Source organism: Cupriavidus sp. 01L43, from assembly GCF_056399925.1.
The window spans coordinates 25,140-51,305 of the sequence record NZ_JBFTSH010000004.1 but is presented as its reverse complement, the minus strand read 5'-3'; the positions used below and the strand labels follow the sequence as shown (position 1 = coordinate 51,305).

Genomic DNA, 26,166 nt, shown 5'->3' with positions numbered 1-26,166 from the left:
CGCCGAGACCAAGATGAATCTCTCGAAATTCTTTATCGATCGCCCGATCTTCGCGGGCGTGTTGTCGGTGCTGATCTTCCTGATCGGCGCCATCTCGATGTTCAAGTTACCGATCTCGGAGTATCCCGAGGTGGTGCCGCCGTCGGTGGTGGTGCGCGCGCAGTTCCCGGGCGCCAACCCGAAGGTGATCGCCGAAACGGTGGCTACGCCGCTGGAAGAGCAGATCAATGGCGTCGAGGACATGCTCTACATGAACTCGCAGGCCAACAGCGACGGCAACCTCACGCTGACGGTGACCTTCAAGCTCGGCACGGACCCGGACAAGGCCCAGCAGCTGGTGCAGAACCGCGTCTCGCAAGCCGAGCCGCGCCTGCCCGAGGACGTGCGCCGCCTGGGTATCACGACCGTCAAGAGCTCGCCCGACCTGACCATGGTGGTCCACCTGGTCTCGCCGAACGACCGCTACGACATGACGTACCTGCGCAACTACGCGCTGATCAACGTGAAGGACCGCCTTGCGCGGATCCAGGGCGTTGGTCAGGTGCAGATGTTCGGCGCGGGCGATTACTCGATGCGCGTGTGGCTGAACCCGGAGAAGATCGCCGAGCGCCATCTTGCCGCGTCAGACGTGGTCAAGGCCATCCGCGAGCAGAACGTGCAGGTGGCAGCCGGTGTGATCGGCCAGTCGCCGTCGCTGCCTGGCACTGACCTGCAACTGTCGGTGAACGCGCAGGGCCGTCTGCAGACGGTGGAGGAATTCGGCGACATCGTCGTCAAGACCTCGTCCGACGGCGTGGTGACCTACCTGAAGGACATCGCCCGCATCGAACTCGGTGCGTCGGAGTACGCGCTGCGCTCGCTGCTGGACAACAAGTCCGCCGTGGCGCTGCCGATCTTCCAGGCACCGGGCTCCAACGCCATCCAGATCTCGGATGACGTGCGCAAGACCATGGCCGAGCTCAAGGAGAACATGCCGGAAGGCGTGGACTACAGCATCGTCTATGACCCCACGCAGTTCGTGCGCCATAGTATCGAGGCCGTGGTTCACACGCTGTTCGAGGCCATCGCGCTGGTGGTGCTGGTGGTGATCCTGTTCCTGCAGACCTGGCGCGCGTCGATCATCCCGCTGCTGGCGGTGCCGGTGTCGATCGTCGGTACCTTCGGCCTGATGCATGCGTTCGGCTTCTCGATCAACGCGCTGTCGCTGTTCGGCCTTGTGCTGGCCATCGGTATCGTGGTGGACGATGCGATCGTGGTGGTGGAGAACGTCGAACGGAACATCGAGGAAGGACTCTCGCCGAAGGAGGCCACCTACAAGGCCATGCGCGAAGTGAGCGGCCCGATTATCGCCATCGCGCTGACGCTGATCGCCGTCTTCGTGCCGCTGGCCTTCATGACGGGCCTGACCGGCCAGTTCTACAAGCAGTTCGCGCTGACGATCTCGATCTCGACGATCATCTCGGCCTTCAACTCGCTGACGCTGTCGCCGGCGCTGTCGGCCCTGCTGCTGCGCGGCCATGATGCGCCGAAGGACTGGCTCACGCGTGGCATGGACAAGGTCTTCGGCGGCTTCTTCAAGCGCTTCAACCGCTTCTTCCACCGCAGCTCCGATAACTATGGCCGCGGCGTGACGGGTGTGATCCGTCGCAAGGGTGCGGTGTTCGGCGTCTATGCCGTGATGCTGGTGGCCACGTGGGGCGTGTTCCAGATGGTGCCGAAGGGCTTCGTGCCGGCGCAGGACAAGCAGTACCTGGTGAGCTTTGCCAAGCTGCCGGACGGCGCCACGCTGGACCGTACGGAAGACGTGATCCGCCGCATGTCGGATATCGCCCTCAAGCATCCGGGCGTGGAATCGGCCATTGCGTTCCCGGGCCTGTCGATCAACGGCTTCACCAACAGCCCGAGCGCCGGCATTGTGTTTGTCTCGCTCGATCCGTTCGATCAGCGCAAGAGCAAGGAGTTGTCCGGCGATGCCATCGCAGCGGATCTGAACAAGCAGTACGGTGCGATCCAGGACGCGTTCATTGCCGTGTTCCCGCCGCCGCCCGTGCAGGGCCTGGGCACCATCGGCGGTTTCAAGCTGATGATCGAGGACCGCGCCGCGCTGGGCTATGACGCGCTGTTCGATGCGACCAATGCGTTCATGGGCAAGGCACGCGCCACGCCGGAGCTGGCTGGCATCTTCAGCAACTACCAGGTGAACGTGCCGCAGCTCGACGTGCAGCTGGACCGTACCAAGGCCAAGCAGCTCGGCGTGCCGGTGACGGACGTGTTCGATACGCTGCAGACCTACCTTGGCTCGGCGTACGTGAACGACTTCAACAAGTTCGGCCGTACGTATCAGGTGAAGGTGCAGGCAGATGCGCAGTTCCGCGCCCATGCCGAGGACATCCTGCAACTGAAGACCCGCAACGTGAATGGCGACATGGTGCCGCTGTCCTCGCTGGTCCAGGTGAAGCAGGGCTTTGGCCCGGACAGCGTGGTGCGCTACAACGGCTTCACGGCCGCTGACATGAACGGCGGTCCGGCACCGGGCTTCTCGTCGGGCCAGGCGCAGGCTGCAGCCGAGCGCATCGCCGCCGAAACGCTGCCGAAGGGTATCAAGTTCGAATGGACCGAGCTGACCTATCAGGACATCCTGGCCGGCAACGCGGGTGTGTGGATCTTCCCGCTGTGCGTGCTGCTGGTGTTCCTGGTGCTGGCAGCCCAGTACGAGAGCCTGACGCTGCCGCTGGCCGTGATCCTGATCGTACCGATGAGCCTGCTGGCCGCCATGACCGGCGTGTGGCTGACGCGTGGTGACAACAATATCTTCACGCAGATCGGTTTCATCGTGCTGGTGGGGCTGTCCGCGAAGAACGCGATCCTGATCGTCGAATTCGCACGGGAACTGGAGCACCACGGCCGTACGGTGGTGCAGGCCGCGATCGAAGCGAGCCGCCTGCGTCTGCGCCCGATTCTGATGACGTCGTTCGCGTTCATCATGGGTGTGGTGCCGCTGGTGGTCTCGACCGGCGCTGGCTCGGAAATGCGTCATGCGATGGGCGTGGCGGTGTTCGCGGGCATGCTCGGTGTGACGTTCTTCGGCCTGTTCCTGACGCCGGTGTTCTACGTGGCGCTGCGCCTGTGGGCCACCCGTGGCCAGCGTAAGGCCGTGGCGAATGACGCCTCGGCTTCGCACGCGGTGGCATCGGCGGAATAAGCCAATCAGAGACATGAAAGCAAAAAGGGAACACATCATGATTGCGCAATTGACACGCACGCTGCCCCGCCTGGCCACACTGGCCGCCGCGCTGGTGCTGGCGGGCTGCTCGCTGGCGCCGACCTACAAGGTGCCCGAGACCGCCTCCGTGCCCGCGTTCAAGGAAGCGGAAGCGGCGCAGGCCGAAGGCGCGCAGTGGAAGACCGCTACGCCGGCCGAGGGCCAGCATCGCGGTGACTGGTGGAAGGTATTCGGCGATGCCGACCTGGACCGCCTGATCACGGCCGCCAACGGCAGCAACCAGGACCTCGCTGCCGCAGCCGCCCGGCTGAAGCAGGCGCGGGCCTTCATGGGCGCGACCGAGGCCGACCTCTATCCGCAACTGAGCGTCGGGCTCGATCCGACGCGTACGCAGGCGTCAGCCGCCTCGCAGGGCCTGCCTGACGGCACCCGTGTGTCGCCGCAGACCGTGTACAAGGCCCGTGCCTTCGCCAGCTACGAGTTGGACCTGTTCGGCCGCGTGGCCAGCAGTGTGAACGCCGCCCGGGCAGACACCCAGGCTGCCGAGGATCTGTATCGCTCGGTGCAACTCGCGCTGCAGGCTGACACCGCGCAGGCCTACTTCGCGCTGCGCACGCTGGATAGCGAACGCGAACTGCTGAACGCGACGATCAAGCTGCGCGAGGATGCGCTGTCGCTGCTGAAGAAGCGCTACGACGCCGGCGAGACTACCGACCTCGATCCGGCCCGTGCCGAAGCCGAACTGGGCACCGCGCGCGCGGACCTGGCCGGTATCGAGCGTCGCCGCGCCAATCAGGAGCATGCGCTGGCCGTGCTGACCGGCGTGCCGCCGGCGCAGTTCACGCTGGCTGCGCGGCCGTTCGACACGGCACCTGTGGCGGTGCCGGCCGGCTTGCCGTCGGAGCTGCTGGAGCGCCGTCCCGACATCGCCGCCGCCGAGCGGCAGATGGCGGCCGCCAACGCGCGGATCGGCGTGGCGAAGGCCGCGTTCTTCCCGCGTATCTCGCTGACCGCGCTGTTCGGCTTCGAATCGGCCGATCTGTCGAACCTGTTCAAGTGGTCGTCGCGTACGTGGATGCTGGGGCCGCTGATCGGCACAACCGTCGCGCAGACCGTGTTCGACGGTGGCCGCAACAGCTCCAATCTGGCCGGCGCCCGCGCCGCGCACGAGGAAACCGTGGCGTCGTACCGGCAGACCGTGCTGGTGGCCTTCCGCGAAGTGGAAGACAGCCTGGCCGACGTGCGCTGGCTGAGCCAGCAGGGTACGGCGCTGGACGGCGCGCTGGCCGGCGCCCGCCGCGCGCAGCGCATCTCGCGCAGCCGCTACGATGCCGGTGCGGTCGATTACCTGACCGTGATCGACGCGGACCGCACGGTGCTTCAGTCGCAGCGTGAGGCTAATCAGGTCGCGGGCCTGCGCGCAGCGGCGACGGTGTCGCTGGTGCGCAGCCTCGGCGGCGGCTGGGGTCCGCTGCCGGAGTCGGTGGCGGCCAACGGCACCGCGCAACCGGCGGCGCAACAAACCGCCCAGTAGCCTAGGCAGTAAGCGGCGTAACAAGTCGTAAGCCCCGGCAGGGGCACGCTGGCGCGAGGTATCCAGAGCACTACACTGGATGCATCGCGCCAGTTTCTTTTTGTAGCGGCGCCATGAAAGAGGAGGGCGCCATGCCATCGAGACTGCTTGTTGCCATGATGGCGGCCACCCAGTTGTCGCTGGGCGTGCTGTGGCCCCAGTGGGCAGGCGCCCAGCCCTCGACCACGGGATCGATCGCGGTAGGCGGCTCGGCGCATGTGAAGGGGCCAGTCACCGTGCAGGGCACCCTGAGCGTGGACGGCAGCGTCTACGCAGAGGGTCCGATCACTGCCGCGTGGTTCTCCTCCCCGGGGCGCGGCTATCCGCCGCCGCCGGCGCGCGGCCTGCTCAAGGTGTTCCATGGGCCGTTGACGGTACATGGCACGATGGTGGTGCACGGCGACCTGCATGTCGATGGGCCGCTCACGGTCACCGGCCCGCTCGAGGCCGGCGGTGGCATCGACGCCGGCGGCCCGATGGTGGAGCGGCAGGCGCGCTAGGCCAGCCGGGCGATCCGTCCCGCCGCGAATGCTGCACAATGGCGGCTTCGTCGACTCCCGCAACTCGCCATGGCAAAAGGGGCAGCAGCCAGCCCGCAACTGGGCCTCAAGAGCATTGCAATGTTCGAAGCCGCCAAGGGCGCGCTCGTCATCCTGGCCGGCATCGGCCTTGTGGCGCTGCTGCACCGCGACGCGCAGGCACTGGCGGAAGCCATCGTCAGCCGCTTCCATATCAACCCGGCGAGCCGGTATCCCACCATCTTCCTGTCGCTGCTTGCCCATCCCACAGATGGGCGGCTCTGGGCCATTGGCGGCTCGGCCGCGATGTACGCGCTGATGCGGTTCACTGAAGCCTATGGCCTCTGGCGTGGGCGCGCATGGGGCAACTGGCTCGGCGTGTGGTCCGGCGGCATCTATATTCCGGTGGAGGTTTACGAGGCGATCCGCCATCCCACATGGCTCCATGTGGGGCTGGCCGTGGCCAACGCGCTCGTGGTGGCCTACCTCGTGATGGGGCTGGCGCGGCACCGCGTGACGTGACGAGCGCGCGCCAAAATCTGCTAAGGTAGACAGCAAGCCGCTTCGCGGCGCATTGCTGACTGATCGGAAGACTCTGATCCCACCCGAACACGAGACCATCATGATTCACGAAATCGCCCAGATCACCATCAAGCCCGGCATGGAGTCGCAGTTCGAAGGCGCTGTGGCGCAGGCCAAGCCGCTGTTCCTGCGTGCGCGCGGCTGCCACGGCATGAACCTGCGACGCTCGATCGAGCAGCCGTCGCAATACGCGCTCGTGGTGGCCTGGGAAACCGTGGAAGACCACATGGTCCACTTCCGCGAGTCCGACGACTTCCAGACCTGGCGCAAGCTCGTGGGCGACTGCTTTGCCGCGCCACCCCAGGTGCATCACGTCACCACCGTGCTCTGACCCGGAGGTTGCGCATGGCGACACCCCAGGAGCGCCCACGGCATTTCTCGATGCTACGCGACCTGCAGCTGGCCGATTTTTTTACACTGGCCAACGCGGCGTGCGGAATGGGATCGGTATTTTTTGCCATGTACTACGTGGCCGAGCCGATGCTGACCTATTTCTACATCGCCGCGGCGCTGGCGCCGGCAGCCTTCATCTTCGATGTGCTCGACGGCCGTATCGCGCGCTGGCGCCACGCCCATTCGGCGCTGGGCCGCGAACTCGATTCGCTGTCTGACATCATCTCCTTCGGCGTAGGCCCGGCCACGCTGGCCTTCGCCGCCGGCATGCGCGGCGGCTGGGACCTCGCCGCGCTGATCTACTTCGTCTGCTGCGGCGTCAGCCGGCTGGCACGCTTCAACGTGACCGCCGAAACGCTGGCCGAGGGCACCGGCAAGGTCAAGTACTTCGAAGGCACCCCGATCCCGACCAGCGTGGTCCTGACCGGCATCCTGGCCTGGTGCGCCGCCGCTGGCCGCATCGGCGAGGCCCTGCCCGCCGGCGCCTGGCTGATCGGCCCCGGCACCTTCCACCCGATGGCGCTGCTGTTCGTCCTGAGCGGCTCGTTCATGATCAGCAAGACGCTGCGGATTCCGAAGTTTTAGGGCGTTTTCGTCCTGCCGCCGGATGGGCTATACTTAGCTAAGAAGATTAGCTAGGATAAAAAATGCCAACCATCAACATGCATGAGGCCAAGAGTCAGTTGTCCAGGCTGGTGGATGCGGTCGAGTCCGGCCTGGAGACCGAAGTCATCATTGCCCGCAATGGGAAGCCGGCCGCGAGGCTGGTGCCGATATCGGCTTCGGTGGATGTGTCCAGGCGCATCGGCGGCGGCAGGGCGTTGTTCGGGGCGGTGATGGACGACACGACGCTGGCCAAGTTCAACGAAGTGGACGAGGACGTTGCCGCGCTCTTCTATGGGGAGCGTGAATGAGGCTGCTGCTGGATACGCACATCGCCTTGTGGGCGGCCTTCGATGCCCCCCAATTGCCGCCAGCCGCCGCCGAGTTGATCGCCAATCCCATCAACGACATCTTTGTGTCCACGGTCAGCCTGTGGGAGATTGGGATCAAGTCGTCCATCGGCAAGCTCGAACTCACGGCTACGCAAGCCTCGACTGTGTTCGACTTGTGTGGATACCGCTCCCTGGACCTGACCAAGCTGCATGCGCGCACGCTTGACGGACTCGCGCTGAATCCGAACCACAAGGATCCGTTCGACCGCATGCTGGTGGCACAGTCCCTGTCAGAAGGCATGACGCTGCTGACGGCGGATGCCAAGATGTCCGGCTACCATCCGGTGCTGGTCCGCATTGTGTGATCATCGCGATAAAAACAACCAGGAGATTCGGCGATGCAAGACAAGACGGTGCAAGGTATGTCCCGGGCCCGGCTGGAGCGGGTCGAGCAGTTTCTCGATGCCAACTATGTGGCGACCGGCAAGCTGCCCGGCGCGCTGGTCCAGGTGTGGCGGCGCGGCGAAGTCGTGCTGAATTCCGTGCTGGGCGTGGCCGACCGCGAGCGGCAGACGCCGCTGGCCGAGGATTCGATCTTCCGCATCTACTCGATGACGAAGCCGATCACCTCGGTGGCGATCATGATGCTGGTGGAGGAGTGCAAGATCGCCCTCGATGATCCTGTCAGCAAGTACATCCCGTCCTGGGAGAACCTCGGCGTCTATGCGGGCGGCTATATGGAGAGCTTCCAGACCCGGCCGGCCAAGCGCCAGATGCTGGTGGTGGACCTGCTGCGCCATACGTCCGGCCTGACCTACGGTTTCCAGCAGAACAGCAATGTCGATGCCGCCTACCGCAAGCTGAAGATTGCCGACCGGACCACCGAGGGCACGACGCTGGACGACATGGTCGAGCAGTTGTCGAAGCTGCCGCTGGAGTTCTCGCCCGGCGAGGCGTGGAACTACTCGGTTTCCACCGACGTGCTGGGCTATCTGGTCGGCAAGGTCAGTGGCATGCCGTTCGAGAGCTTCGTCAAGCAGCGCATCCTCGATCCGCTGGGCATGGTGGACACCGCGTTCCACGTGCCGGAAGACAAGGTCTCGCGCTTCAGCGCCTGCTATGCCGTGGGCGTGCTTGGCTCCAAAGTGGTGTCCCAGGACCGCCCGACGCTGCAGGATGACCCGCGCACCAGCCCGTACCTGAAGCCGCCCACGCTGGTTTCCGGCGGCGGCGGGCTCGTTTCCACGGCCGCCGACTACCTGCGCTTTTCGCGCATGCTGCTGCAAGGCGGTGAACTCGATGGGGTGCGCCTGCTCGGCCCCAAGACGCTGGCGCTGATGACCGCCAACCATCTGCCGGGCGGGCAGGACATCCCGCGCCTGTCGCGCTCGATGTTCAGCGAGGCCACCTACGATGGGGTGGGCTTCGGTCTCGGCTTCGCCACCACGGTCACGCCGGCGAGCACGCTGATGCCGGGCAGTGCCGGCGACTTCTTCTGGGGCGGGGCCGCCAGCACCTTCTTCTGGGTCGATCCCCAGGAAGACCTGATCGGCGTGTTCCTGACGCAGCTGCTGCCGTCGTCCGCGTTCCCCGTGCGGCGCCAGTTGCGGACGCTGGTCTATAGCGCGATTACCGAGCCCGGCCCGGCAGCACGCGGCAGGGGCTAAGCCGCCCCCGCGCGCAACTCGGCCCGCACCGAGTGCGCGCGCCGGTGCGCCCCGGGCGGCAGGCCCGTGTGCTTGCGCACCACGGAGCGGAACGCCGACATGTCCTGATAGCCGCACTGCTCGGCAATCGCCGTCAGGCTCAGCGTGGTCACCTCCAGCAGATGGCAGGCGCGTTCCGCGCGCAGCTTGTGCAGGAACTGCAGCGGCGACATCCCCACCGATTTCATGAAATGCCGCAGCAGCGTGCGCTCGCTGGTGGCGGCCACCGCTGCCAGCCGCGCCAGGTCGTAGGGATCGGCCAGATGCTGTTGCAGGTGCCGGCGGGCGCGTAGCACCACGCTTTCTCGGGGCGCGTCGCCAGCGCGGAGCCATATCTTCAGCGCCGCGCCGCGCTCGGGCTGGTCCAGCAGGGTATTGCCGACGGTGCGCGCCAGCGCGTCGCCGGCCATGCGCGCCACGGCCCGCTGCATCAGCACGTGGATCTGCTCCATCGCGCGCGCGCTGAGCAGGTTGCCGCTCTCCACGATGGCCGGATCGGCCGGCAGCCGCCGCGCCGGCTCCCCGGCACGCATCCAGTTCCCGATCAGCCACGGCACGGCCAGCCGCCACGGCTTGGGCAGTGTCAGGCCGACCAGCAGCGCCACCGCCGTGAACGGCGCCACCAGCAGCGCGCCGTTGGCCGCTGCCGCGGCGATGGCCGCGCGCTCGGCATCGATCTTTGACAGCAGCAGTTCCAGCCCGGCGATATGGTCGAACAGCGGCGGGCCGATCACCACCATGCTGTCGCTGTCTGCCTGCGCAAGGGCGTCCAGCCCGACCACCTCGGCCCGCATGACCTCGGCGGCGGCGCGCCAGCGATCGGGCTCGGCTGCTGCGATCCGCCACTGGAAGGGCGTGGCGTGGCCGCGCCGCCGTGGCTGCATGGAGGCGAGCGTGTTCGCGATCATCAGCGTATCGGCCGCCACGGCCAGCGTGGAGACCGCCACGGCGGGATAGCAGATCAGATAGACGATGGTCATCGGAGCGGGGGCGGCGCCGCATGGCGGCATTGCCACCAATTCTGGCGAGATTCCCCCTACCTGTCATGCCCCGATTTACCCGACCATTGGCCACGCGGCACCCAGAACAATCACAAGAGACGGAGAGAGACAGATGAAGCATCGCATTGCGCGAGGCGCGATCGCGCTCGCCACGCTGGCCCTGGCAGCCACCGCGCTGACCGGCTGCGCCACCAGCGGGGGATATGGCAGCGAGCAGGGCCTGAGCGCGGAAATCCGGCGCACGTCGTACGGCATTCCGCACATCCGTGCCAACGACTACGCCGGCGTGGCGTTCGGCATGGCCTACGCCTATGCGCAGGAAAACGTCTGCCTGATGGCCGACCAGCTTGTTACGGTCAGCGGCGAGCGCTCGGCCGTGTTCGGCCCGGACCAGACCACCGAGGTCTCGTTCAAGCGCATGCGCAACACTGACGCAGACGCGTTCTTCCGCGCGATTCTGGACGACGACGCCCTGCAGGCCGGCATGGCCACGCAGTCGCCCGAGGCGCGCGAACTGCTGCGCGGCTACATCGCCGGCTACAACCGCTATCTGCGCGATACCCCGCCGGCGCAGCGCCCCGCCGCGTGCCGCAATGCCGCGTGGGTGCGGCCCATCACCGCGCTGGACATGGCGCGGCTGGCCGAGGAAAAGAGCATTCAGGCCAGCGCCGGCGCCCTCGCGGCCGGCATCCTGGCCGCTGCGCCGCCTGCCGCCGGCAAGGCTGCTGCGGCGCTGTCCGACAAGATCGATGTCGCGTCGATCGACGTCGACGCCGTCAACCGTGACCTCCAGCTGCTCGATCCGCCCATCGGCAGCAACGGCTGGGCCTTCGGCAAGGCCGCCACGGTCAACGGGCGCGGCCTGCTGCTCGGCAATCCGCACTTCCCGTGGACCACCACCAACCGCTTTTTCGAAGCCCACCTGACTGTCCCGGGCAAGCTGGACGTGATGGGCGCGTCGATTGCGTCCTTCCCCATCATCAGCATCGGCTTCAACAAGGACGTGGCGTGGACCCACACGGTGTCCACCGCGCGCCGCTTCACACTGTTCGAACTGAAGCTGGCCGAGGGCGACCCGACGACCTACCTGATCGACGGCAAGCCGCACAAGATGACCACGAAGACGGTGCGCTACGACGTGCGCCAGCCTGACGGCACGCTGGCGGCGCGTACGCACACGATCTACCTGACCGAGTACGGCCCCGTGGTGGCGATGCCGGCTGCCGGCCTGCCGTGGACCGCCCAGCGCGCCTACACGCTGCGCGACGCCAACCGCAATAACATGCGCGCCATCGACACCTGGCTGGATATCGCCCGCGCCGGCAATGTGGGCGATGTGCGCCAGGCCATCGGCAACCTCGGCATCCCCTGGGTCAACACGATCGCCACGGACCGCCATGGTCGTGCGCTGTTCGCCGATGTCTCGGTCACGCCGAACGTCTCGACGGCGATGCTCGGCCAGTGTGCGCCGGCCGGCGAGGGCGCCGCGCTGGCGAAGAAGCTGCTCGTGGGCACCGGCATGGTGTTGCTGGACGGCTCACGCGCCGCGTGCAACTGGACCGTGGACGCCGCCTCGCCGGTGCCGGGCCTTGTGCCGCCATCGGCCATGCCGGTGCTGGAGCGCGACGACTTCGTGGCCAATAGCAACGACAGCTCCTGGCTGACCAACCCGGCGCAGAAGCTGGAGGGCTTCTCGCCGGTGCTCGGCCCGCAGGGCGTGCCACAGCGGCTGCGCACACGCGTGGGCCTGATGGAGATCGGCAAGCGGCTGTCGGGCGTGGATGGCCTGCCCGGCAATCGTTTCGATGTGCCGAGCCTGCAAGCCGTGCTGTTCCGTGACCGCAACCTGGCGGCCGAAATCGTACTGGACGACCTGTTGCGCGCCTGTGCCGGCAAGGCGGCGCAGGCCGATGCGGATCTGCGCGATGGGTGCGTGGCGCTGGGCCAGTGGGACCGCCGCAGCAACGTGGAGAGCCGCGCGGCGCCGCTGTTCCGCGAGTTCTGGATGCGCGCGCACACCATCCCCAACGTCTACGCCGTGGCGTTCAATGCGGCGGACCCGGTCAACACGCCGCGCGGCCTGCGCATGCAGGACGGCACGGTGGGCCCGGCGGTGTTCAAGGCGCTCAAGGACGCGGTCGGGGCCATGCGCATGGCTGGATTTGCGCTCGATGCGCCACTTGGAGACGTCCAGGCGGCGATTTCCCCGGCGGGCCGCATCGCGCTCCACGGCGGCGAGGAGTACGAGGGCGTGCTGAACAAGCTGACCAGCCAGCCGGTGTCGGCGCAGGGCCTGCACGTCTATTTCGGCACCAGCTATGTCCAGACGGTGGGGTTCGATGACCAAGGGCCGGTGGCGCAGGCGCTGCTCGTCTACGGCCAGTCGGTCGATCCCAACTCGCCGCACGCCTGGGACCAGATGCGGCAATTCTCGGCCAAACGCTGGATTTCGCTGCCGTTCACGGAACAGGCGATTGCGGCGGACCCGCAGCTCACCGTGGTGAAACTGAGTCAATAAGAGGGCTCTGCGTCACCCCGATTCCCAAAGACACCGCCCGGTTCCCCGCCGGGCGGTTTGTTTTTTGTGGCGACGCAGCATCCGACCTTGCGTTTTGTATCGATCGCTCTATAATCCGTTTCATATCGACCGATACAAAACGGAATCGTCATGGCAAGACCCCGGCAATTCGACGCAGCGGCTGCGCTGGCCGCCGCCCAGAACACCTTCCTGGACAAGGGCTACCAGGCCACGTCCACGCGCGAGCTGACGCAGGCCATGGGCCTGACCCAGCCCAGCCTCTACAACGCGTTTGGCGACAAGCGCTCGCTGTTCCTGCTGGCGCTGGACGACTACCTGAACAAGTCGCTGCGTGCCCGCATCGCGCGCGCGGAAGCGAACCATCCGCCGGCGGAGGCCATTTCGGCGTTCTTCGCCGAGAGCGTGGAGCGCGCACTGGCGGACCCGCAGCATCGCGGCTGCATGCTGATCAATGCTTCCCTGGATGCCTCGTCCGACGACCCCGCGCTGCGCGAGGTGGTAGCCGAGGAACTGGACGATCTCCGCGCGTTCTTCGAACGTTCCGTGCGCGCCGCGCAGACCGCCGGCACGCTGGATGCCGACTTCGTCCCCGAGGACGTGGCCGCCAACCTGCTGGCCGTGCAGGTGGGCCTGCGCGTGCTGTCGCGCGTGATGCCCGAGCGCCCGCTGCTCGAGGCGATGGTGCGGCAGGCGCTGTCCATGCTGGGTCTGCCGTCCACGTCCCCGCCATCGTGTTGATGCCGATCCGCTGATCCGCTGAGGGCCCCCGGCCCGCCTCGCATTCCCCCTGATCCCTTCGCCAACGTGCTGCCGGCGCAGCGCGGGGGCGGCGTTCGTCCCCAAGGAGTTCCGTCATGTCCCAAGATGCCGCTACGGCACCAACACCCACCGCGATCCGGCCTTCCGCGGACGGGGCGCTCGATGCCCGGGCCCTCTATGCCGCGCTGGCCGGCCTCTGCGCGAGCCTGGTCGCCATCGGCCTCGCACGCTTTGCCTACACGCCGCTGATTCCCCCGCTGATCCACGCGCACTGGTTCACCGCCGCCGATACGGTCACGCTCAGCGCCGCCAACTTCGCGGGCTACTTCGCCGGCGCGCTGTTTGGCCGGCCGATCGCCGCGCGGCTGTCCAACCGCCATGCGCTGCGCTGGCTGATGGTGGCCGCCACGGCGGCGTTCTTCGCCTGCGCGTTTCCGCTCTCGGTGAGTTGGTTCTTCGTCTGGCGCTTCCTGTCCGGGCTGTCAGGCGGCGCCATCATGGTGCTCGTGGCGACGGCCATCCTGCCCCATATCGCGCCGGCGCGGCGCGGGTTCGTCAGCGGCATGATTTTTCTCGGCCTGGGGCTGGGCATCGCGGCATCCGGCACGCTGGTGCCGGCGCTGCTGACGCTGGGCCTGCGCGAGACGTGGCTCGGCCTTGGCGCGCTGTCGCTGGTGCTGACGGCGCTGAGCTGGTTCGGCTGGCCGACCACCGATGCGCCGGCCGGCACGCCGGCCTCGCCCGCCGGGCACCCCGAAATTGGTGCAGCGCTGCGCGCCGAGCGGCCCACGCTGCGGCTGCTGAGCCTGCAATACGCGGCCAATGCGCTGGGGCTGGTGCCGGCGATGGTGCTGCTGGTGGACTACGTGGCGCGCGGGCTGGGGCAGGGCGCCAACGTGGGCGCCGGCTACTGGGTGCTCTACGGCGTGGCAGCCATCGCCGGGCCGCTGGTCTCCGGCTTCATGGGTGACCGCATGGGCTTCCGCAATGCCTACCGGCTGGCGCTGGCGCTCCAGGCCCTGGCTGTGGCGGCGCTGGCGCTGTGGGACGGCCCCGTGGCGATCGTGGCGGCCACCATCGTGCTCGGCGCGTTCACGCCCGGCGTGGTGCCGTTGATGCTCGGCCGCGTGCACGACGCGCTGCCGCACGACCCCAGCGCGCAGCGCGCCGCCTGGAGCCGCGTGACCAGCGCCTTCGCGCTGTTCCAGGTGCTGGCCGGCTACGGCTACTCCTACCTGTTCGCGCACACGCACGAGAACTACGCGCTGATCTTTGCCTGCGGCGCGGTGGCCTTCGTGATTGCGCTGGGGGCGGATCTGGCGCTGCGGGGACGGGTGCGATAAGGGTCGGCGGCGCTGTAGGGGCGTTGCGAGCAAGGTTTTCCGCGCGCCACTACAATCGCCAAACATCGTGACACCCGCCTACGCCTGAAGGCCTCCGAAGGAACCTGTTCATGTCCCAACTTTTCACGCCCTACAAGATCGGCAATCTCGAACTTGCCAACCGCATCGCGATTGCGCCGATGTGCCAGTACTCGGCCGACGAGGGCTCGGCCACCGACTGGCACATGATTCACCTGGGCCACATGGCGCTGTCCGGCGCCGGGCTGCTGATCGTCGAGGCCACGGCGGTGTCGCCCGAGGGCCGCATCTCGCCGGACGACCTCGGCCTGTACAGCGATGCCAACGAGGCCGCGCTGGGCCGCGTGCTGGACGCGGTGCGCAAGTACTCGCCCATCGCCGTGAGCGTGCAGCTCGCGCATGCGGGCCGCAAGGCGTCGAGCCAGGCACCTTGGGAGGGCGGCGCGCAAATCCGCCCGGACCAGCCGCGCGGCTGGCAGACCCTGGCGCCGTCGGCGGTGCCGCATGGCGCGGACGAAGTGTCGCCCGTGGCGCTGGACAAGGCCGGCATGCGCAAGATTCGTGACGACTTCGTCGCGGCGGCCAAGCGCGCTGCGCGGCTTGGCATCGACGGTATCGAGGTGCACGGCGCGCACGGCTACCTGCTGCACCAGTTCCTGTCTCCGCTGGCCAACCATCGCACCGACGAGTACGGCGGCAGCCTGGAGAACCGCATGCGCTTCCCGCTGGAAGTGTTCGATGCCGTGCGCGAGGCGTTTCCGGCCGAGCGGCCGGTGTGGATGCGCGTCTCCGCCACGGACTGGGTGCCGAACGGCTGGGACATCGACGGCACGCTGGCGCTCTCCCACGCGCTCAAGGCGCGCGGGTGCGCGGCGGTGCATGTGAGCACGGGCGGCGTGTCCCCGCAGCAGGCCATCAAGCTCGGTCCGGGCTACCAGGTGCCGTACGCGCAGCGCGTGAAGGCCGAGGTGGGCCTGCCGACACTGGCCGTGGGCCTGATCACGGAACCCGAGCAGGCCGAATCCATCGTCGCCAACCACGAGGCCGATGTCATCTCGATTGCGCGCGCCATGCTCTACGACCCGCGCTGGCCGTGGCATGCCGCCGCCAAGCTCGGCGCCAGCGTGGACGCCCCGAAGCAGTACTGGCGCTCCCAGCCGCGCGGGCTCGAGAAGCTGTTCCGCGACGCGCATTTCGGCCAGCGCTGAGTCCCTGACTTCCCCTTGTCCAGCCTTTCCCGGCGCGCCTGATCCATCTGATGCATCCGGCGCGCATCGCCAATCCATTCTCCGATCCTGCCTTGCCGCCTAACCTGCGCTGACGCTGGCGCACGGGGCGCCGCGCTGACGAACATGCGGAGGCAGGGATCATGGCAGTGCTTTACGACATCAAGGTGGAGAGCGGGGCGTCGCAGTGGTATGGCGTGATCTCGGTCACGAATATCCGCTACGCCGATGGCAGCGCGGTCCGGGTCAACGACTTCCTCGGCATGGGGTTCCATTCCCCGGCATCGGTGCAGCCCACCGACTTCAATCCGCAGTTCTGGATGTGGACGCCGACCACGGCGGAGACCACGAATGACCAGATCGACAGCCAGACCTGGGACGTTACCGCCAAGCTCATTTTCGAACTGGGGCACACGTTTGCCGCCCAGGACAAGATCAATATCGGCATCAATGGCGACCTGACCGGCCCCGACGCGGCCGACTACCTGTCGTCGTTCGCGCTGGCTGCGGATACGCTGCCGGATACCAACGGCATCGTCAGCGTGCAGGTCAACTCGGCGCCCGATGAGCGGCTGTACTCGTCCGCCCAGACCCTGTACTTCACGCAGGGCACCCAAGTCCATGTGGAGACAGTGGCGCCGGGCACGACCACGCCGCTGGCGCTGCCGGCCGGCACGTATTCGATTACCGCCAGCCCGCTGTCGAACCATGCCGGCACGGTCGTGTCCACTGCCCATGTGCAGCCGTCGACAGTCACGGTCACGCCCGGCAGCAATGCAGTCATCATGGTCGTCTACGACCCGGCGAAGTACACCGCGGCGCTCGATGTGTCGATTGGCGATATTCCCGTGCTGGCGGACGAACTGCTCGACGTCACGGTGGTGTCCCGCAACAGCCAGGACCCGCTCGCCGCGTTCTCGAGCCCGCCCGGGCATCTCACGCAACTGCACGGGCTGCCGCTGGTCGGCGTGGTCGACATCAGCGTGGCGAGCATCGCGGTGAACAACGTTCGCCACACGTTCCCGTCCCAGCACCGTTCGCTCGATACCAAGCTCCAGTTCGTTGCGTTCACGGCCGCCGACATGCATTCCACGGCGGTCAGCACCGCCGGCTTCGTGACGCTGCCGGTCGTCATCACCTCGGACGTGACCGTCAATGCGCCGCTGGACGTGCGCCTGGTGGCGCCGAACATGAGCTATCACCAGACCTTCCACCTCGTGGCGGGCACGCATAGCTACAACCTCGCCGTGCCGGTGCAGCCGCAGACGTACGCCGTGGAGGTGTCGGACTTCATCTACGACGGCGTGGTGTACAACACGCAGACCGCGGACTACCTCGTGGTGCTGTCCACGGGCAAGGCGCAGCTGCATATCGACGTCGCGCAGGGCGCGAACCTCAAGGTGCGCGGCTTCCCGGATTTCCTGAGCTTCGGCGGCTGCGCCGACCTGACGCCGGGCAATGCGGTGGACTTCGTCGCGGCGCGCGCGTCATCGGTGTTCAAGTACGCGGGCTTCGATGGGGCCGGCGATCCCGGCCAATACCTAACCGACGACGCCCAGACCACGCGCACCATCCTGCTGGCGCGCGATGTGGAGCAGCAGATTGGCGGCGGCCACAAGGTGCTGCCGGTGATGGTGTCCTATACCTGCAACCTGTCCCTTGGCGACACGCCCACGCAGCTCGCCAACACGCAGGGGCTGGCTCACAGCTTCGGCAACCTCATCCTGTCGCTGAACCTGGCGAAGGCCCACACCGATGTCGACCATCCGGTGCCGTGCGGCTTCGTGGTCAACCCGGACTTCCTCGGCGCCTGCCAGCAGGGCGGATTCGCGCCGGACTACGCCATGCCGGTGCGCGAGCCGCTGCGGCAGGCCCTGGCCCACTGGAAGGTGGTCGCCACGATTCCGCAGAACATCGAAGAGAACATCCGGGGCTATGTGGCGGCCGTGAACTGGCTGATCCGCACCGTGGCGCCGGCGGTCACCTTCGGCTGGCAGGTCAACCTGTGGGGGGTGGGGGCGTCCGAGTGGATCTACGCATCCGACGACTCACCGGTCCGCAACGGCCGGGTCACCGCCGCGTATGTGCGGGCGCTGAAGGTCCACGAGGGGCCGTACGCGCCGGACTTCCTCGCCGTGGACCGCTACGAGGCCGACGACTTCACCATCCGCGCCTACGCCAACGGCTATTGCTACTGGGTGCACGAGTGGAAGCGCTTCTTCGACTTCTGCGCCGAACTGAGCCGCGATCTCAAGGTGCCGATCATGCCGTGGCAGGTGCCGGCCAGCCATGCGCCGCTGGTCACGGACCCGGTCAACGACAACTTCGACACGCAGAACTGGGGCACGGGCGGCACGTACATCCTCGGCGATCCGGCCATCGGCAGCGATTACCACAACATCAATCCGAAGATCATCGCCCTGCAGTTCCCGGATGCCTTCCACTGGGCGATGGGCACGAGCGCCGAGGACATGTTCGAGCGCTCGATACCGTTCGACGTCAGCGCCCCGGCCTATGGCGACTTCCCGTATCGCGGCATCTTCACGCTGCTGCTGGGCGGCGGCGCCACCACGGGCATCATTTCGACGGTGGGCGATGACACCTCCTTCGTGCGCGACAAGCTCAACGCGTACATGGACCACCCGATCCCGTTCGGCAACGACGCCGCGTCGCTGGGCACGCCCCGTCCGCAGCGCCGGCTGCGGCGGCGCGGATTGGTGCGATGCGGCAAATAAGGCACGCGCCATAGGCGATGAGCCAGGCGCGGCAGGAGCAGGGATTTCCATGATTGTCACGACCCGGTGAAGTGACGACCATGGGCCTCAATAGATTGCGTTGGGCAGTACCGCGGGCGCCCCGATTCGAGCCAGCCCGCCATCACAGAAGTAGTCGAAGAACGAACTCTGGGAGACATCCATGCAAGTCTATGACGGCCTTGTTTTTGCCTGCGCCATGATGCTGATCTGCGCGTACACGTATCTGGGCGTGCAGTCGCAGAGCCTGGCGCTCAAGTACGGCTCCCCGGCCATCGTCGGCGTGCTGACGATCGCCTACGCGCTGCTGCCGATGCGGATGGTCGGCTGACCGACCCTCCGCATCCCATCCTCCTCCGTTCTGGCTGACGCTAGCGTAGCGACAGCCAGATCGCCTTTGGTTCCGTGAAGTTCTCGATGGCGGCATCGCCGTGCTCGCGTCCCAGGCCCGAGTCGCCCGACCCGCCCCACGGCAGCCTCACGTCCGTATAGCCATAGGTGTTGATCCACACGGTGCCCGCGCGCAGCTCGCCGGCCACCTTGTGCACGCGCGCGATGTCCGCGCTCCACACCCCGGCCGCGAGGCTGAAGGCGGTGCCGTTGGCGATGCGCACCGCGTCCGCCTCATCGTCGAACGGGATCACGCTGGCCACCGGGCCGAAGATTTCCTCCTGCGAGATGCGCATCTCGTGCTCGACGTTGGCGAACACGGTGGGCGCCACGTAGAAGCCCCGTTCGCCGATGCGCGCGCCGCCGGTGACCGCGCTCGCGCCTTCCTTCTTGCCGATCTCCACGTAGTCCAGCACGGTCTTCATCTGCGCCGCCGAGACCACCGGGCCCATGGTCGTGCCGGGCTCGGCCGGGTCGCCCACGCGGATCGCGCGGGCGCGCGCGGCCATCCGCTCGACCACTTCGTCGTAGACCTGCCGCTGCGCCAGGATGCGCGAGCCCGCCGAGCAGACCTGGCCCGCGTTGAAGAAGATGCCGGAGGCCGCCGCGCGCGTGGCGGCGTCCAGGTCGGCATCGGCAAAAATCACATTGGCGGACTTGCCGCCCAGCTCCAGCGTCACGCGCTTGAAGTTGGCCGCCGCGCCCTGCATGATGCCGCGCCCCACGCTCGGCGAGCCCGTGAAGGTCACCTTGTCGACGCCCGGGTGCGCCACCAGCGCGTTGCCGACCACGCTGCCCTTGCCCGTGACGATATTGAACACGCCCGGCGGCACGCCAGCCTCCAGCGCCAGCTCGGCCACGCGCAGCGCGGAGAGCGGGGTGATTTCGGCCGGCTTCACCACCAGCGTGCAGCCGCATGCCAGCGCCGGGGCAATCTTCCACATGCCGATCATCAGCGGGAAGTTCCACGGCACGATGGCGGCCACCACGCCCACCGGCTGGCGCACGGTGTAGGTCAGCGCGTCGTTGCGGGCGGGAATCACCTGGCCGTTGATCTTGTCGCACCAGCCGGCGTAGTAGCGCACGGTGTCGATGGCGGCCGGCACGTCCTGGCGCCGCACGCCGGCCAGCGGCTTGCCGCAGTCCTGGCTTTCCAGCTGCACCAGTTCCTCGGCGTGGGCTTCCAGCAGGTCGGCGAAGCGGTAGAGAATGCGCCCGCGCTCGGCGGCGCGCATGCGGTTCCAGACCTTCAGCGCGGCGCGCGCGGCCTGCACGGCGCGGTCCACGTCGGCGGCATTGCCCTGCGCCACGCGGGCGATGGGCGTTTCGTTGGCCGGATTGATGTCAGTGGAGTATTCGCCACTTCCGGGCGGTGCGCGCTGGCCGTCGATCAGCAGATCATGGGTCGGCAGGTCGCCGGATGGGGACAAAGGCATGGAAGGCTCCTCGCTGCTGGGTCATTGTTGGGGATGACGTGCGCATTGGCCGGACGAGCTGCGGTGCCGCGCCCGCTTCTGCCTTGCAGTGTGGTGGGCGTGCTGATCTAAGTCCAATTAATAGGACTGATTCATTCATGCTTTTAATGCATGAATAGGGGTGGGGCTTATTGTTCCGCCCGCGAGCATTCACCCTGGTCGATTTCCACCCAGTGGGACTCGCGCAGCAGGGTGCTGATGGCCGCGTGGAGTTCGCCCGGCACCACGGGTTTGTGGAGCAGGGCGGTGCCGCCGGCATGGGCATGCCGCAGGCGGTCAGCGGCGGTGTCGCCGGTGATGATGATGGCCGGCAGCGCACGGCCCACGCGCTCGCGGATGGCCGCCATGGCTTCCTGCCCGGTGCGATGGCCGCGCAGGCGGTAATCGGCCAGGATCAGGTCCGGGGTGAAGGCCTCCAGCGTGGCCAGCGCCTCTTCCTCGCTCTCGGCGGTGCGGCACTGGCAGTGCCAGACCGCCAGCAGCCCGGCCATGGCCTCGCGGATGGCCGGGTCGTCGTCGATCACCAGCACGCGCAGCCCGTCCAACCGCATCGCGGCGCGCGGATGGGCGACTTCCTCGGGCGCGGTCCAGGCCAGCGGCAGCCGTAGCCGGAACACCGAGCCACGCTCGGGCGCGGAGGCCAGCGTCACGCGCGTCTGCATCGTGCGCGCCAGTCCTTCGACGATGGCCAGCCCGAGGCCCAGCCCCTTGCGCTGGTCGCGCTCGGGATTCCCGAGCTGGTGGAACTCGCGGAAGATGTCCTGGTGCTGCGCGGCCGGAATGCCGATGCCGGTGTCCCAGACCTCCACCGACACATGGAAGCGGCGCGTGCGGCAGGCCACCAGCACGCCACCCGTGCGCGTGTAGCGGATGGCGTTCGCAATCAGGTTGCGCAGGATCAGTTCCACCAGCGTCGGGTCGCCGAACAGCGTGGCGGTGGTGTCGCGCGTGCGGTAGACCAGCCCGCGCGCGTTGGCTTGCGGCGCGAACTCGTTCTCGAGCTTGTACAGCAGCGGCTGCAGACGGAACGGGCGCGGCCGGGGCGTGATCACGCCCGCTTCGAGCTTCGAGAAATCGAGCAGCGTGTTCAGCATCTCGCGTGCCGCGCCGGAGGAAGCCTCGATATGGGCCAGCAGCTGGCGCTGGTGGTCATCGAGCCGCGTGCGGCCCAGCGAGACCACGAACAGCCCCAGCGCGTGCAAAGGCTGGCGCAGGTCGTGGCTGGCGGAGGCCAGGAACACCGACTTCGCCCGGTTGGCTTCCTCGGCCCCGCGCTGGGCGTGGCCGGCGCGCGCGGTCTGGTCGCGCAACTGCGAAATGAGTTCGACGTTTTCGAAGCGCAGGGCGATGGCATGCCGCGCCACGCGCGCGTAGTTGCGCGCGAAAATCATCAGCACCACGAGGTAGAGCGGCGTGCCGAGGAACATCGGCAGGTAGGCGATATCGCCCGTGGCCAGGAAGACCATCCAGACCGGAACGATCGACGGGATGAAGAAGCCCACCGCCACCGGCAGGCAGGCCGAGAACACCGCGAGCGCCGCCGCGCTCATGCCGGCGATCAGCGACAGCACGCAGATCACCACGGCCGGGGAGCGGATATCGAGATAGAGCCAGGCCACCAGCCCCCACAGGCTGCCGATCAGCACCAGCATCACGGTCATGACCCGCGCGTAGCGGCCCGAGCCGGATTCGGTGAGCCGGTTCGGCACCGCCAGCCGCCCGAAATAGGCCGCCGCGCAGGCGATGGCCATTGCCGCCGCCCAGGGCAGCGCGCCCGGGTGCCCGCCGGTGATGGTCAGCCCGCTGGCCAATATCAGCGCAGCCAGCGCGCAGCCGAGCATGGCGATGCCAAAACTCTGGTCGATCAACTCCATCTGCGCCGTCAGCAGGCGCGGCTCGTCGTAGCGCGGGAGCAGGCCGAATGGAGTCGATGTCATGCGGATGGCGGCGGGCAGTCAGCGTTGCGCCTGCACCAGCCCGCGGCGCTGGGCCTCGAGGATGGCTTCCACGCGGCTGACCACGCCAAGGTGGCCGAGAATGGCCGCCACGTGCACGCGCACGGTGTTCTCGGACAGCCCCAGGTGATAGGCGATGACCTTGTTCGATCGCCCCAGGTTGAGTTGCCCCAGCACCTCCAACTGGCGCGGCGTGAGCTGGCTCGGCGCATAGTGCGCCGCCTGCGGGGCGCCATTCAGCCCATTCAGGCCATCGAGGCAGCCGCCGTTGCCTTCCGTGGCGAAATGCGTGCCGCCGCTCAGGCAGCAGGCAATCGCTTCCTCGATCTCGCGCGCATCGGCGGACTTCGGCAGGAATCCGGCAATGTCCTTGCGCGCCTCGGCTGATATGGCGTCGAGCCCGGAGGTGCCCGAGACGATCAGGAATTTCGCCGTCTGAAAGTGACGCTTAAGTACCTTTACGCCCTCGATCCCGTTCAGGCCCGGCATCTGGATGTCGAGCAGGACGATGTCCACCGGCTTCTCGCCATGCTGCGCCACGGCCTCCATCACCGAACCGGCCTCGATGATCGTATCCACGCTCGGACTGTCCGCCAGCAACAGCTTGAGCCCCGTGCGAAACAGGGTGTGGTCATCGATCAGCAGGAGGCGGGCACGGGGCATGGAACGGCGGGGGGCGGGGGAGGAGACGATTGGACTCGATTCCGGCCAGCTTGTCCATGCGGGGCGTTGCGCAGACGCCCGGCTAGTCCGGAAAGATTATTGGCACTCGCGTGCCGGGGTGCGAGGATCGCCACGTGGACGAATTCCGCGACTTGTCCATACCACTTTGGATACCCACTCCCTCCCGGCAGTGGGTATTTTTTTGGGCTTTTGCTTGTCGACGGTGTGCGGGGCCGGGCCTACGCCGGCAGCAGTCCCGCCGTACGCCCGTGCAGGCCGAGTCGACGATTCTTCATCTCGCCGGCCTGCTGGAAAGGGCGAGCCAATTCCACGGTCTTCGCCCATCCCTCTGAACGAACGAGACGCCGCTCGGATGCCGACGTCCCACGTGGCGCACTGAGCGTGTTGCAGGCTCAGCCTGTGGCATCCTCGAGCGCCGCCTGGTATTGGCCCAGGCAGGCCATGCCGTTCAGGCGGGAGCGTTGCAACAGGGCCCGTTGTGCGAGCGCCGCGTTGCCTGCCTCGCCGCTCCACGCCAGCAGCGCCGGTTCCTGCAAGGCGCGGCCGTACGAAAACGACAGCCGCCAGGGCAGCGGGGCGAGTCGGTTCATCGCATCGAGATTGGCGGTGGCTTCGGAGGGTGTCTGGCCGCCGGACAGGAAGAAAACGCCCGGCACCGCCGCCGGCACCGTGCGCCTGAGTATCTGCACGGTATGCATGGCCACCTCGGCCGCTGCAGCACGCCCGCACGCCTTGCCGGGCAGCACCATGCTCGGCTTCAGCAGCATGTGCTCGAGCGCCACCCTGTGCCGGTGCAAGGCGTGGAAGACTTCGTGCAGCACGGCCTCGGACACCTCGGCGCAACGCGCCATGGTGTGCGCGCCGTCCATCAGCACCTCGGGCTCGACGATCGGCACCACGCCCGCTTCCTGGCAGATCGCGGCATAGCGCGCCAGCGCGTCCGCGTTCGCTGCGATGGCGAGCCGGCCCGGGAGCGTGTCCGAGATGTTGTACACCGCGCGCCACTTAGCGAAGCGCGCGCCCTGCTGGCGATAGCCCGCGAGCCGCTTCGCCAGCCCATCGAGGCCCTCGGTGATCTCGTCCCCGGGCGCGTGGGCGAGCGCCAGCTTGCCCTTGTCCACCTTGATGCCGGGCACGATGCCCTGGCGCGCCGCCATCTCCGGTAACGGTGTGCCATCGTCGGCGCGCTGGCCCAGCGTTTCCTCGTACAGGATCACGCCACTGATGAACTCGCCGAGCCCCGGCGTGGACAAGAGCAGGCTGCGCCACGCGCGGCGCGTCTCCTCGCTTGATGGGACACCGATGTGCTCGAACCGCTTGGCAATCGTTGGCCCGCTCTCGTCGGCGGCCAGAAGGCCTTTGCCGGCCTGAACCAGCGCATCCATGGTGCCTTGCAATTCGCTTTTTGTATCCATGATGTGCTCCGGGACGCGTGGCATGAGCCCCCACGGCATGGGGTTGTGCTCTTCAGGCGCCTATAAATGTAGGAGACGGCCACGTGTTTGTGAACGATTCACGGAATCCATCTGGCCGGTGGTTGCCGTCAACGGTCAGTCGCCAGAAGCGCCATGTCCTTCCTCACACTGGTCTTCCATGGACGAGCCCGGTTCGCCATGACGGGTGTTCACATTCTTTTGGCGACGTTCGGGTTGGCTGCCTGCGTGTCGACTGGCGTCGATGTGAAGCAGGAACAGTTGTCGTACTTCATGATCGGCTTCTCCACGCTCGACGACGTTACCGGGCAGCTCGGAAATCCGACCTGGCGGGCATCCCTAAGTAGCGGCTCGACGGTCCTGATCTATTCGTTTGCCAGCTCCAGGCCACATCCCGAGAGCTTTCTGCCGTTCATTGGCCCGCTGTTCTCAGGCGGCGAGATTCGGTCGGTGATGGTCCTTTTCGAATTCGACCAAAACGGCGTCCTCCGGAGTCACGGGAGGACGACATCCAGTAGCGTTTCAGGATGGAGCGTGTTGCCGCCCGGCACCCTGCCGTAGGGACCCAGGCGCTACGTCGATCAGTGGGAGGGCTGCGGCGACGGGATGCCTGCCTTCGCGATACCGCCCGCCTTGGCGAGGGGCGCGGGCGACACCGCAGTCTCGCCACGGTAAGGCTCATCCAGGATAAAGATCAGCGCGATGACCATGCCGATGGCACCCATGTGAAAGGCGTTGACCAGGTTTGTGCCAAGCGTCGGCTTGAAGCGACCCTTTGTCGAGCCCATCGCATGCCGCGCCCGCCGATGCCATTCATCTTTGGCGGCACACGTTCATACGATAGTCGAATCGTTTCATTCCTCTAGCGAGCGGTCACCGCACCCGCGCAGTCAAGGCGTCGCGAGCACCCCCGCCCCCACATCCCAAGTCCGATCCCCCAAAAACCACCGCGCCACGTGCGGACCATGCAAGGTGTGGCGATTACCCGACACGCGGACCCAGTTGCCTTCGGGCAGGCCGAGGACGGGGGTGTCGGGCGAGAGGGTGGTGAACTCGGCCAGGCGCTGGTCGCGGGTTTCGCCACGGAAGCCGGGGATGACGAGGTTGTAGTAGTGCGGGTTGAGCTGGAACGGGATCAGGCCGAGGGCGTCGAGGCCGCCCGGGTCTACCACGGGCATGTCGTTGGTTGTGCGGATGCTGGGCGTGGCGAGGTTGGAGCCGGCACTCCAGCCGATATAGCGCGCGGCGCCGGCGCGCACGCGGGCGGCCATCGGGGCCAGCAGCGCCTGCTGGCGCAGTACCTGGAGCAGCCGGAAGGTATTGCCGCCTCCCACCACGATCAGCGTGGCCGCGTTGACTGCCGCCAGCGGGTCCGCCTCGGCGTGCAGGCCGCGCACGGTGATGCCGATGGGCGCCAACGCCTCGCGGACCTGTTCGGTGTAGGCGTCCCAGTCACGCGTGACCCCGGCGTAGGGGACGAACAGCGCGTCTGTACGGCCATCGGCCAGTTCCGTGATGGCCGCGTGCGCGTGCACGAGGTAGCCGTCGTCGGAGGAGGAATTGCTCAGCAGCAGGAGATCCATGTCGAAGCAGGTCGTCGTGTTCCGTTATGCGGAACCGCGATCCGGAAGTTGGGTAAGCCGACGATGGTACCCAAGGT

Annotated in this window: 23 protein-coding genes; 16 read left to right on the top strand and 7 right to left on the bottom strand. The window is 67.3% G+C overall.

The window, feature by feature from the left end:
• The first annotated feature begins 13 nt into the window (after positions 1-13).
• From AC1DP9_RS09040 to AC1DP9_RS09000, 9 genes are all read left to right on the top strand, one after another.
• Complete coding sequence (locus tag AC1DP9_RS09040; RefSeq protein WP_441592708.1) at positions 14-3,202, top strand: efflux RND transporter permease subunit; 3,189 nt, start codon at positions 14-16, stop codon at positions 3,200-3,202.
• Between the two features lie 37 nt (positions 3,203-3,239).
• Positions 3,240-4,757 (top strand): efflux transporter outer membrane subunit, encoded by a 1,518-nt coding sequence (locus AC1DP9_RS09035; RefSeq protein ID WP_092295006.1) that lies wholly within the window; start codon positions 3,240-3,242, stop codon positions 4,755-4,757.
• Positions 4,758-4,888: 131 nt separating this feature from the next.
• Positions 4,889-5,296, top strand: coding sequence for a hypothetical protein (locus AC1DP9_RS09030; RefSeq protein WP_477107122.1), 408 nt, complete (start codon positions 4,889-4,891; stop codon positions 5,294-5,296).
• Between the two features lie 69 nt (positions 5,297-5,365).
• On the top strand, positions 5,366-5,836 hold the full coding sequence (locus tag AC1DP9_RS09025) for a DUF2127 domain-containing protein (protein ID WP_092295008.1): 471 nt from the start codon (positions 5,366-5,368) through the stop codon (positions 5,834-5,836).
• A 100-nt stretch (positions 5,837-5,936) separates the two neighbouring features.
• The gene (locus AC1DP9_RS09020) at positions 5,937-6,227 is read left to right on the top strand and encodes an antibiotic biosynthesis monooxygenase family protein (protein ID WP_092295010.1); all 291 of its coding nucleotides are present in this window, start codon (positions 5,937-5,939) and stop codon (positions 6,225-6,227) included.
• A 14-nt stretch (positions 6,228-6,241) separates the two neighbouring features.
• On the top strand, positions 6,242-6,874 hold the full coding sequence (gene pssA / locus AC1DP9_RS09015; protein WP_477107121.1) for a CDP-diacylglycerol--serine O-phosphatidyltransferase: 633 nt from the start codon (positions 6,242-6,244) through the stop codon (positions 6,872-6,874).
• A 62-nt stretch (positions 6,875-6,936) separates the two neighbouring features.
• Entirely contained in the window at positions 6,937-7,203 is a 267-nt protein-coding gene (locus AC1DP9_RS09010; RefSeq protein WP_441592706.1) for a type II toxin-antitoxin system Phd/YefM family antitoxin, read from the top strand.
• The gene (locus AC1DP9_RS09005) at positions 7,200-7,589 is read left to right on the top strand and encodes a type II toxin-antitoxin system VapC family toxin (RefSeq protein WP_477107120.1); all 390 of its coding nucleotides are present in this window, start codon (positions 7,200-7,202) and stop codon (positions 7,587-7,589) included. The genes AC1DP9_RS09010 and AC1DP9_RS09005 overlap by 4 nt, the downstream gene beginning before the upstream one ends.
• Before the next feature lie 33 nt (positions 7,590-7,622).
• Positions 7,623-8,891 (top strand): serine hydrolase domain-containing protein, encoded by a 1,269-nt coding sequence (locus AC1DP9_RS09000; RefSeq protein WP_477107119.1) that lies wholly within the window; start codon positions 7,623-7,625, stop codon positions 8,889-8,891.
• Here AC1DP9_RS09000 and AC1DP9_RS08995 read toward each other — a convergent pair.
• The gene (locus AC1DP9_RS08995; RefSeq protein WP_477107118.1) at positions 8,888-9,910 is read right to left on the bottom strand and encodes a helix-turn-helix domain-containing protein; all 1,023 of its coding nucleotides are present in this window, start codon (positions 9,908-9,910) and stop codon (positions 8,888-8,890) included. The two genes, AC1DP9_RS09000 and AC1DP9_RS08995, sit on opposite strands and share 4 nt — an antisense overlap.
• Before the next feature lie 133 nt (positions 9,911-10,043).
• On the opposite strand from AC1DP9_RS08995, the gene AC1DP9_RS08990 reads away from it, so the two are divergent.
• From AC1DP9_RS08990 to AC1DP9_RS08965, 6 genes are all read left to right on the top strand, one after another.
• Positions 10,044-12,449, top strand: a complete 2,406-nt coding sequence (locus AC1DP9_RS08990) for an acylase (RefSeq protein WP_477107117.1) — start codon at positions 10,044-10,046, stop codon at positions 12,447-12,449.
• A gap of 150 nt (positions 12,450-12,599) precedes the next feature.
• Positions 12,600-13,208: a TetR/AcrR family transcriptional regulator gene (locus AC1DP9_RS08985; protein ID WP_092295024.1), complete on the top strand. Its 609-nt coding sequence runs from the start codon at positions 12,600-12,602 to the stop codon at positions 13,206-13,208.
• A 116-nt stretch (positions 13,209-13,324) separates the two neighbouring features.
• Positions 13,325-14,572, top strand: coding sequence for a YbfB/YjiJ family MFS transporter (locus AC1DP9_RS08980; RefSeq protein WP_092295026.1), 1,248 nt, complete (start codon positions 13,325-13,327; stop codon positions 14,570-14,572).
• Positions 14,573-14,682: 110 nt separating this feature from the next.
• Positions 14,683-15,798: an NADH:flavin oxidoreductase/NADH oxidase gene (locus AC1DP9_RS08975; protein WP_477107116.1), complete on the top strand. Its 1,116-nt coding sequence runs from the start codon at positions 14,683-14,685 to the stop codon at positions 15,796-15,798.
• A 161-nt stretch (positions 15,799-15,959) separates the two neighbouring features.
• A complete protein-coding gene (locus AC1DP9_RS08970; protein ID WP_477107115.1) occupies positions 15,960-18,551 on the top strand; it encodes a hypothetical protein in 2,592 nt (863 codons plus the stop codon).
• A 181-nt stretch (positions 18,552-18,732) separates the two neighbouring features.
• Positions 18,733-18,900 (top strand): hypothetical protein, encoded by a 168-nt coding sequence (locus tag AC1DP9_RS08965; protein ID WP_177219923.1) that lies wholly within the window; start codon positions 18,733-18,735, stop codon positions 18,898-18,900.
• Between the two features lie 40 nt (positions 18,901-18,940).
• Here the strand turns inward: AC1DP9_RS08965 and AC1DP9_RS08960 are convergent, their stop codons facing one another.
• The 4 genes from AC1DP9_RS08960 to AC1DP9_RS08945 form a co-directional block, all read right to left on the bottom strand.
• Complete coding sequence (locus tag AC1DP9_RS08960) at positions 18,941-20,395, bottom strand: aldehyde dehydrogenase family protein (protein WP_477107114.1); 1,455 nt, start codon at positions 20,393-20,395, stop codon at positions 18,941-18,943.
• Between the two features lie 167 nt (positions 20,396-20,562).
• Entirely contained in the window at positions 20,563-22,371 is a 1,809-nt protein-coding gene (locus AC1DP9_RS08955) for an ATP-binding response regulator (RefSeq protein ID WP_441592700.1), read from the bottom strand.
• Between the two features lie 18 nt (positions 22,372-22,389).
• Entirely contained in the window at positions 22,390-23,052 is a 663-nt protein-coding gene (locus tag AC1DP9_RS08950) for a response regulator transcription factor (RefSeq protein ID WP_477107113.1), read from the bottom strand.
• Positions 23,053-23,465: 413 nt separating this feature from the next.
• A complete protein-coding gene (locus AC1DP9_RS08945; protein WP_477107112.1) occupies positions 23,466-24,488 on the bottom strand; it encodes a class I fructose-bisphosphate aldolase in 1,023 nt (340 codons plus the stop codon).
• A 198-nt stretch (positions 24,489-24,686) separates the two neighbouring features.
• On the opposite strand from AC1DP9_RS08945, the gene AC1DP9_RS08940 reads away from it, so the two are divergent.
• On the top strand, positions 24,687-25,067 hold the full coding sequence (locus AC1DP9_RS08940; RefSeq protein ID WP_092295119.1) for a hypothetical protein: 381 nt from the start codon (positions 24,687-24,689) through the stop codon (positions 25,065-25,067).
• A 20-nt stretch (positions 25,068-25,087) separates the two neighbouring features.
• Here AC1DP9_RS08940 and AC1DP9_RS08935 read toward each other — a convergent pair whose 3' ends face one another.
• A complete protein-coding gene (locus tag AC1DP9_RS08935) occupies positions 25,088-25,294 on the bottom strand; it encodes a hypothetical protein (RefSeq protein WP_477107111.1) in 207 nt (68 codons plus the stop codon).
• Positions 25,295-25,396: 102 nt separating this feature from the next.
• The gene (pepE, locus tag AC1DP9_RS08930) at positions 25,397-26,089 is read right to left on the bottom strand and encodes a dipeptidase PepE (protein WP_477107110.1); all 693 of its coding nucleotides are present in this window, start codon (positions 26,087-26,089) and stop codon (positions 25,397-25,399) included.
• Between the last annotated feature and the right edge of the window lie 77 nt (positions 26,090-26,166).

Excerpts from the sequence above, each read along its gene's own strand:
- AC1DP9_RS08995 (WP_477107118.1), bottom strand. The coding sequence starts at position 9,910 with ATGACCATCGTCTATCTGATCTGCTATCCCGCCGTGGCGGTCTCCACG.
- AC1DP9_RS08960 (WP_477107114.1), bottom strand. The coding sequence starts at position 20,395 with ATGCCTTTGTCCCCATCCGGCGACCTGCCGACCCATGATCTGCTGATC.
- AC1DP9_RS09035 (WP_092295006.1), top strand. The coding sequence starts at position 3,240 with ATGATTGCGCAATTGACACGCACGCTGCCCCGCCTGGCCACACTGGCC.
- AC1DP9_RS08955 (WP_441592700.1), bottom strand. The coding sequence starts at position 22,371 with ATGACATCGACTCCATTCGGCCTGCTCCCGCGCTACGACGAGCCGCGC.
- pssA (WP_477107121.1), top strand. The coding sequence starts at position 6,242 with ATGGCGACACCCCAGGAGCGCCCACGGCATTTCTCGATGCTACGCGAC.
- AC1DP9_RS08975 (WP_477107116.1), top strand. The coding sequence starts at position 14,683 with ATGTCCCAACTTTTCACGCCCTACAAGATCGGCAATCTCGAACTTGCC.
- AC1DP9_RS09000 (WP_477107119.1), top strand. The coding sequence starts at position 7,623 with ATGCAAGACAAGACGGTGCAAGGTATGTCCCGGGCCCGGCTGGAGCGG.
- AC1DP9_RS08965 (WP_177219923.1), top strand. The coding sequence starts at position 18,733 with ATGCAAGTCTATGACGGCCTTGTTTTTGCCTGCGCCATGATGCTGATC.
- pepE (WP_477107110.1), bottom strand. The coding sequence starts at position 26,089 with ATGGATCTCCTGCTGCTGAGCAATTCCTCCTCCGACGACGGCTACCTC.
- AC1DP9_RS08970 (WP_477107115.1), top strand. The coding sequence starts at position 15,960 with ATGGCAGTGCTTTACGACATCAAGGTGGAGAGCGGGGCGTCGCAGTGG.
- AC1DP9_RS08950 (WP_477107113.1), bottom strand. The coding sequence starts at position 23,052 with ATGCCCCGTGCCCGCCTCCTGCTGATCGATGACCACACCCTGTTTCGC.
- AC1DP9_RS09020 (WP_092295010.1), top strand. The coding sequence starts at position 5,937 with ATGATTCACGAAATCGCCCAGATCACCATCAAGCCCGGCATGGAGTCG.
- AC1DP9_RS08985 (WP_092295024.1), top strand. The coding sequence starts at position 12,600 with ATGGCAAGACCCCGGCAATTCGACGCAGCGGCTGCGCTGGCCGCCGCC.
- AC1DP9_RS09005 (WP_477107120.1), top strand. The coding sequence starts at position 7,200 with ATGAGGCTGCTGCTGGATACGCACATCGCCTTGTGGGCGGCCTTCGAT.
- AC1DP9_RS09025 (WP_092295008.1), top strand. The coding sequence starts at position 5,366 with ATGGCAAAAGGGGCAGCAGCCAGCCCGCAACTGGGCCTCAAGAGCATT.
- AC1DP9_RS09040 (WP_441592708.1), top strand. The coding sequence starts at position 14 with ATGAATCTCTCGAAATTCTTTATCGATCGCCCGATCTTCGCGGGCGTG.
- AC1DP9_RS08940 (WP_092295119.1), top strand. The coding sequence starts at position 24,687 with ATGACGGGTGTTCACATTCTTTTGGCGACGTTCGGGTTGGCTGCCTGC.
- AC1DP9_RS08980 (WP_092295026.1), top strand. The coding sequence starts at position 13,325 with ATGTCCCAAGATGCCGCTACGGCACCAACACCCACCGCGATCCGGCCT.
- AC1DP9_RS08990 (WP_477107117.1), top strand. The coding sequence starts at position 10,044 with ATGAAGCATCGCATTGCGCGAGGCGCGATCGCGCTCGCCACGCTGGCC.
- AC1DP9_RS09030 (WP_477107122.1), top strand. The coding sequence starts at position 4,889 with ATGCCATCGAGACTGCTTGTTGCCATGATGGCGGCCACCCAGTTGTCG.
- AC1DP9_RS08945 (WP_477107112.1), bottom strand. The coding sequence starts at position 24,488 with ATGGATACAAAAAGCGAATTGCAAGGCACCATGGATGCGCTGGTTCAG.
- AC1DP9_RS08935 (WP_477107111.1), bottom strand. The coding sequence starts at position 25,294 with ATGGGCTCGACAAAGGGTCGCTTCAAGCCGACGCTTGGCACAAACCTG.
- AC1DP9_RS09010 (WP_441592706.1), top strand. The coding sequence starts at position 6,937 with ATGCCAACCATCAACATGCATGAGGCCAAGAGTCAGTTGTCCAGGCTG.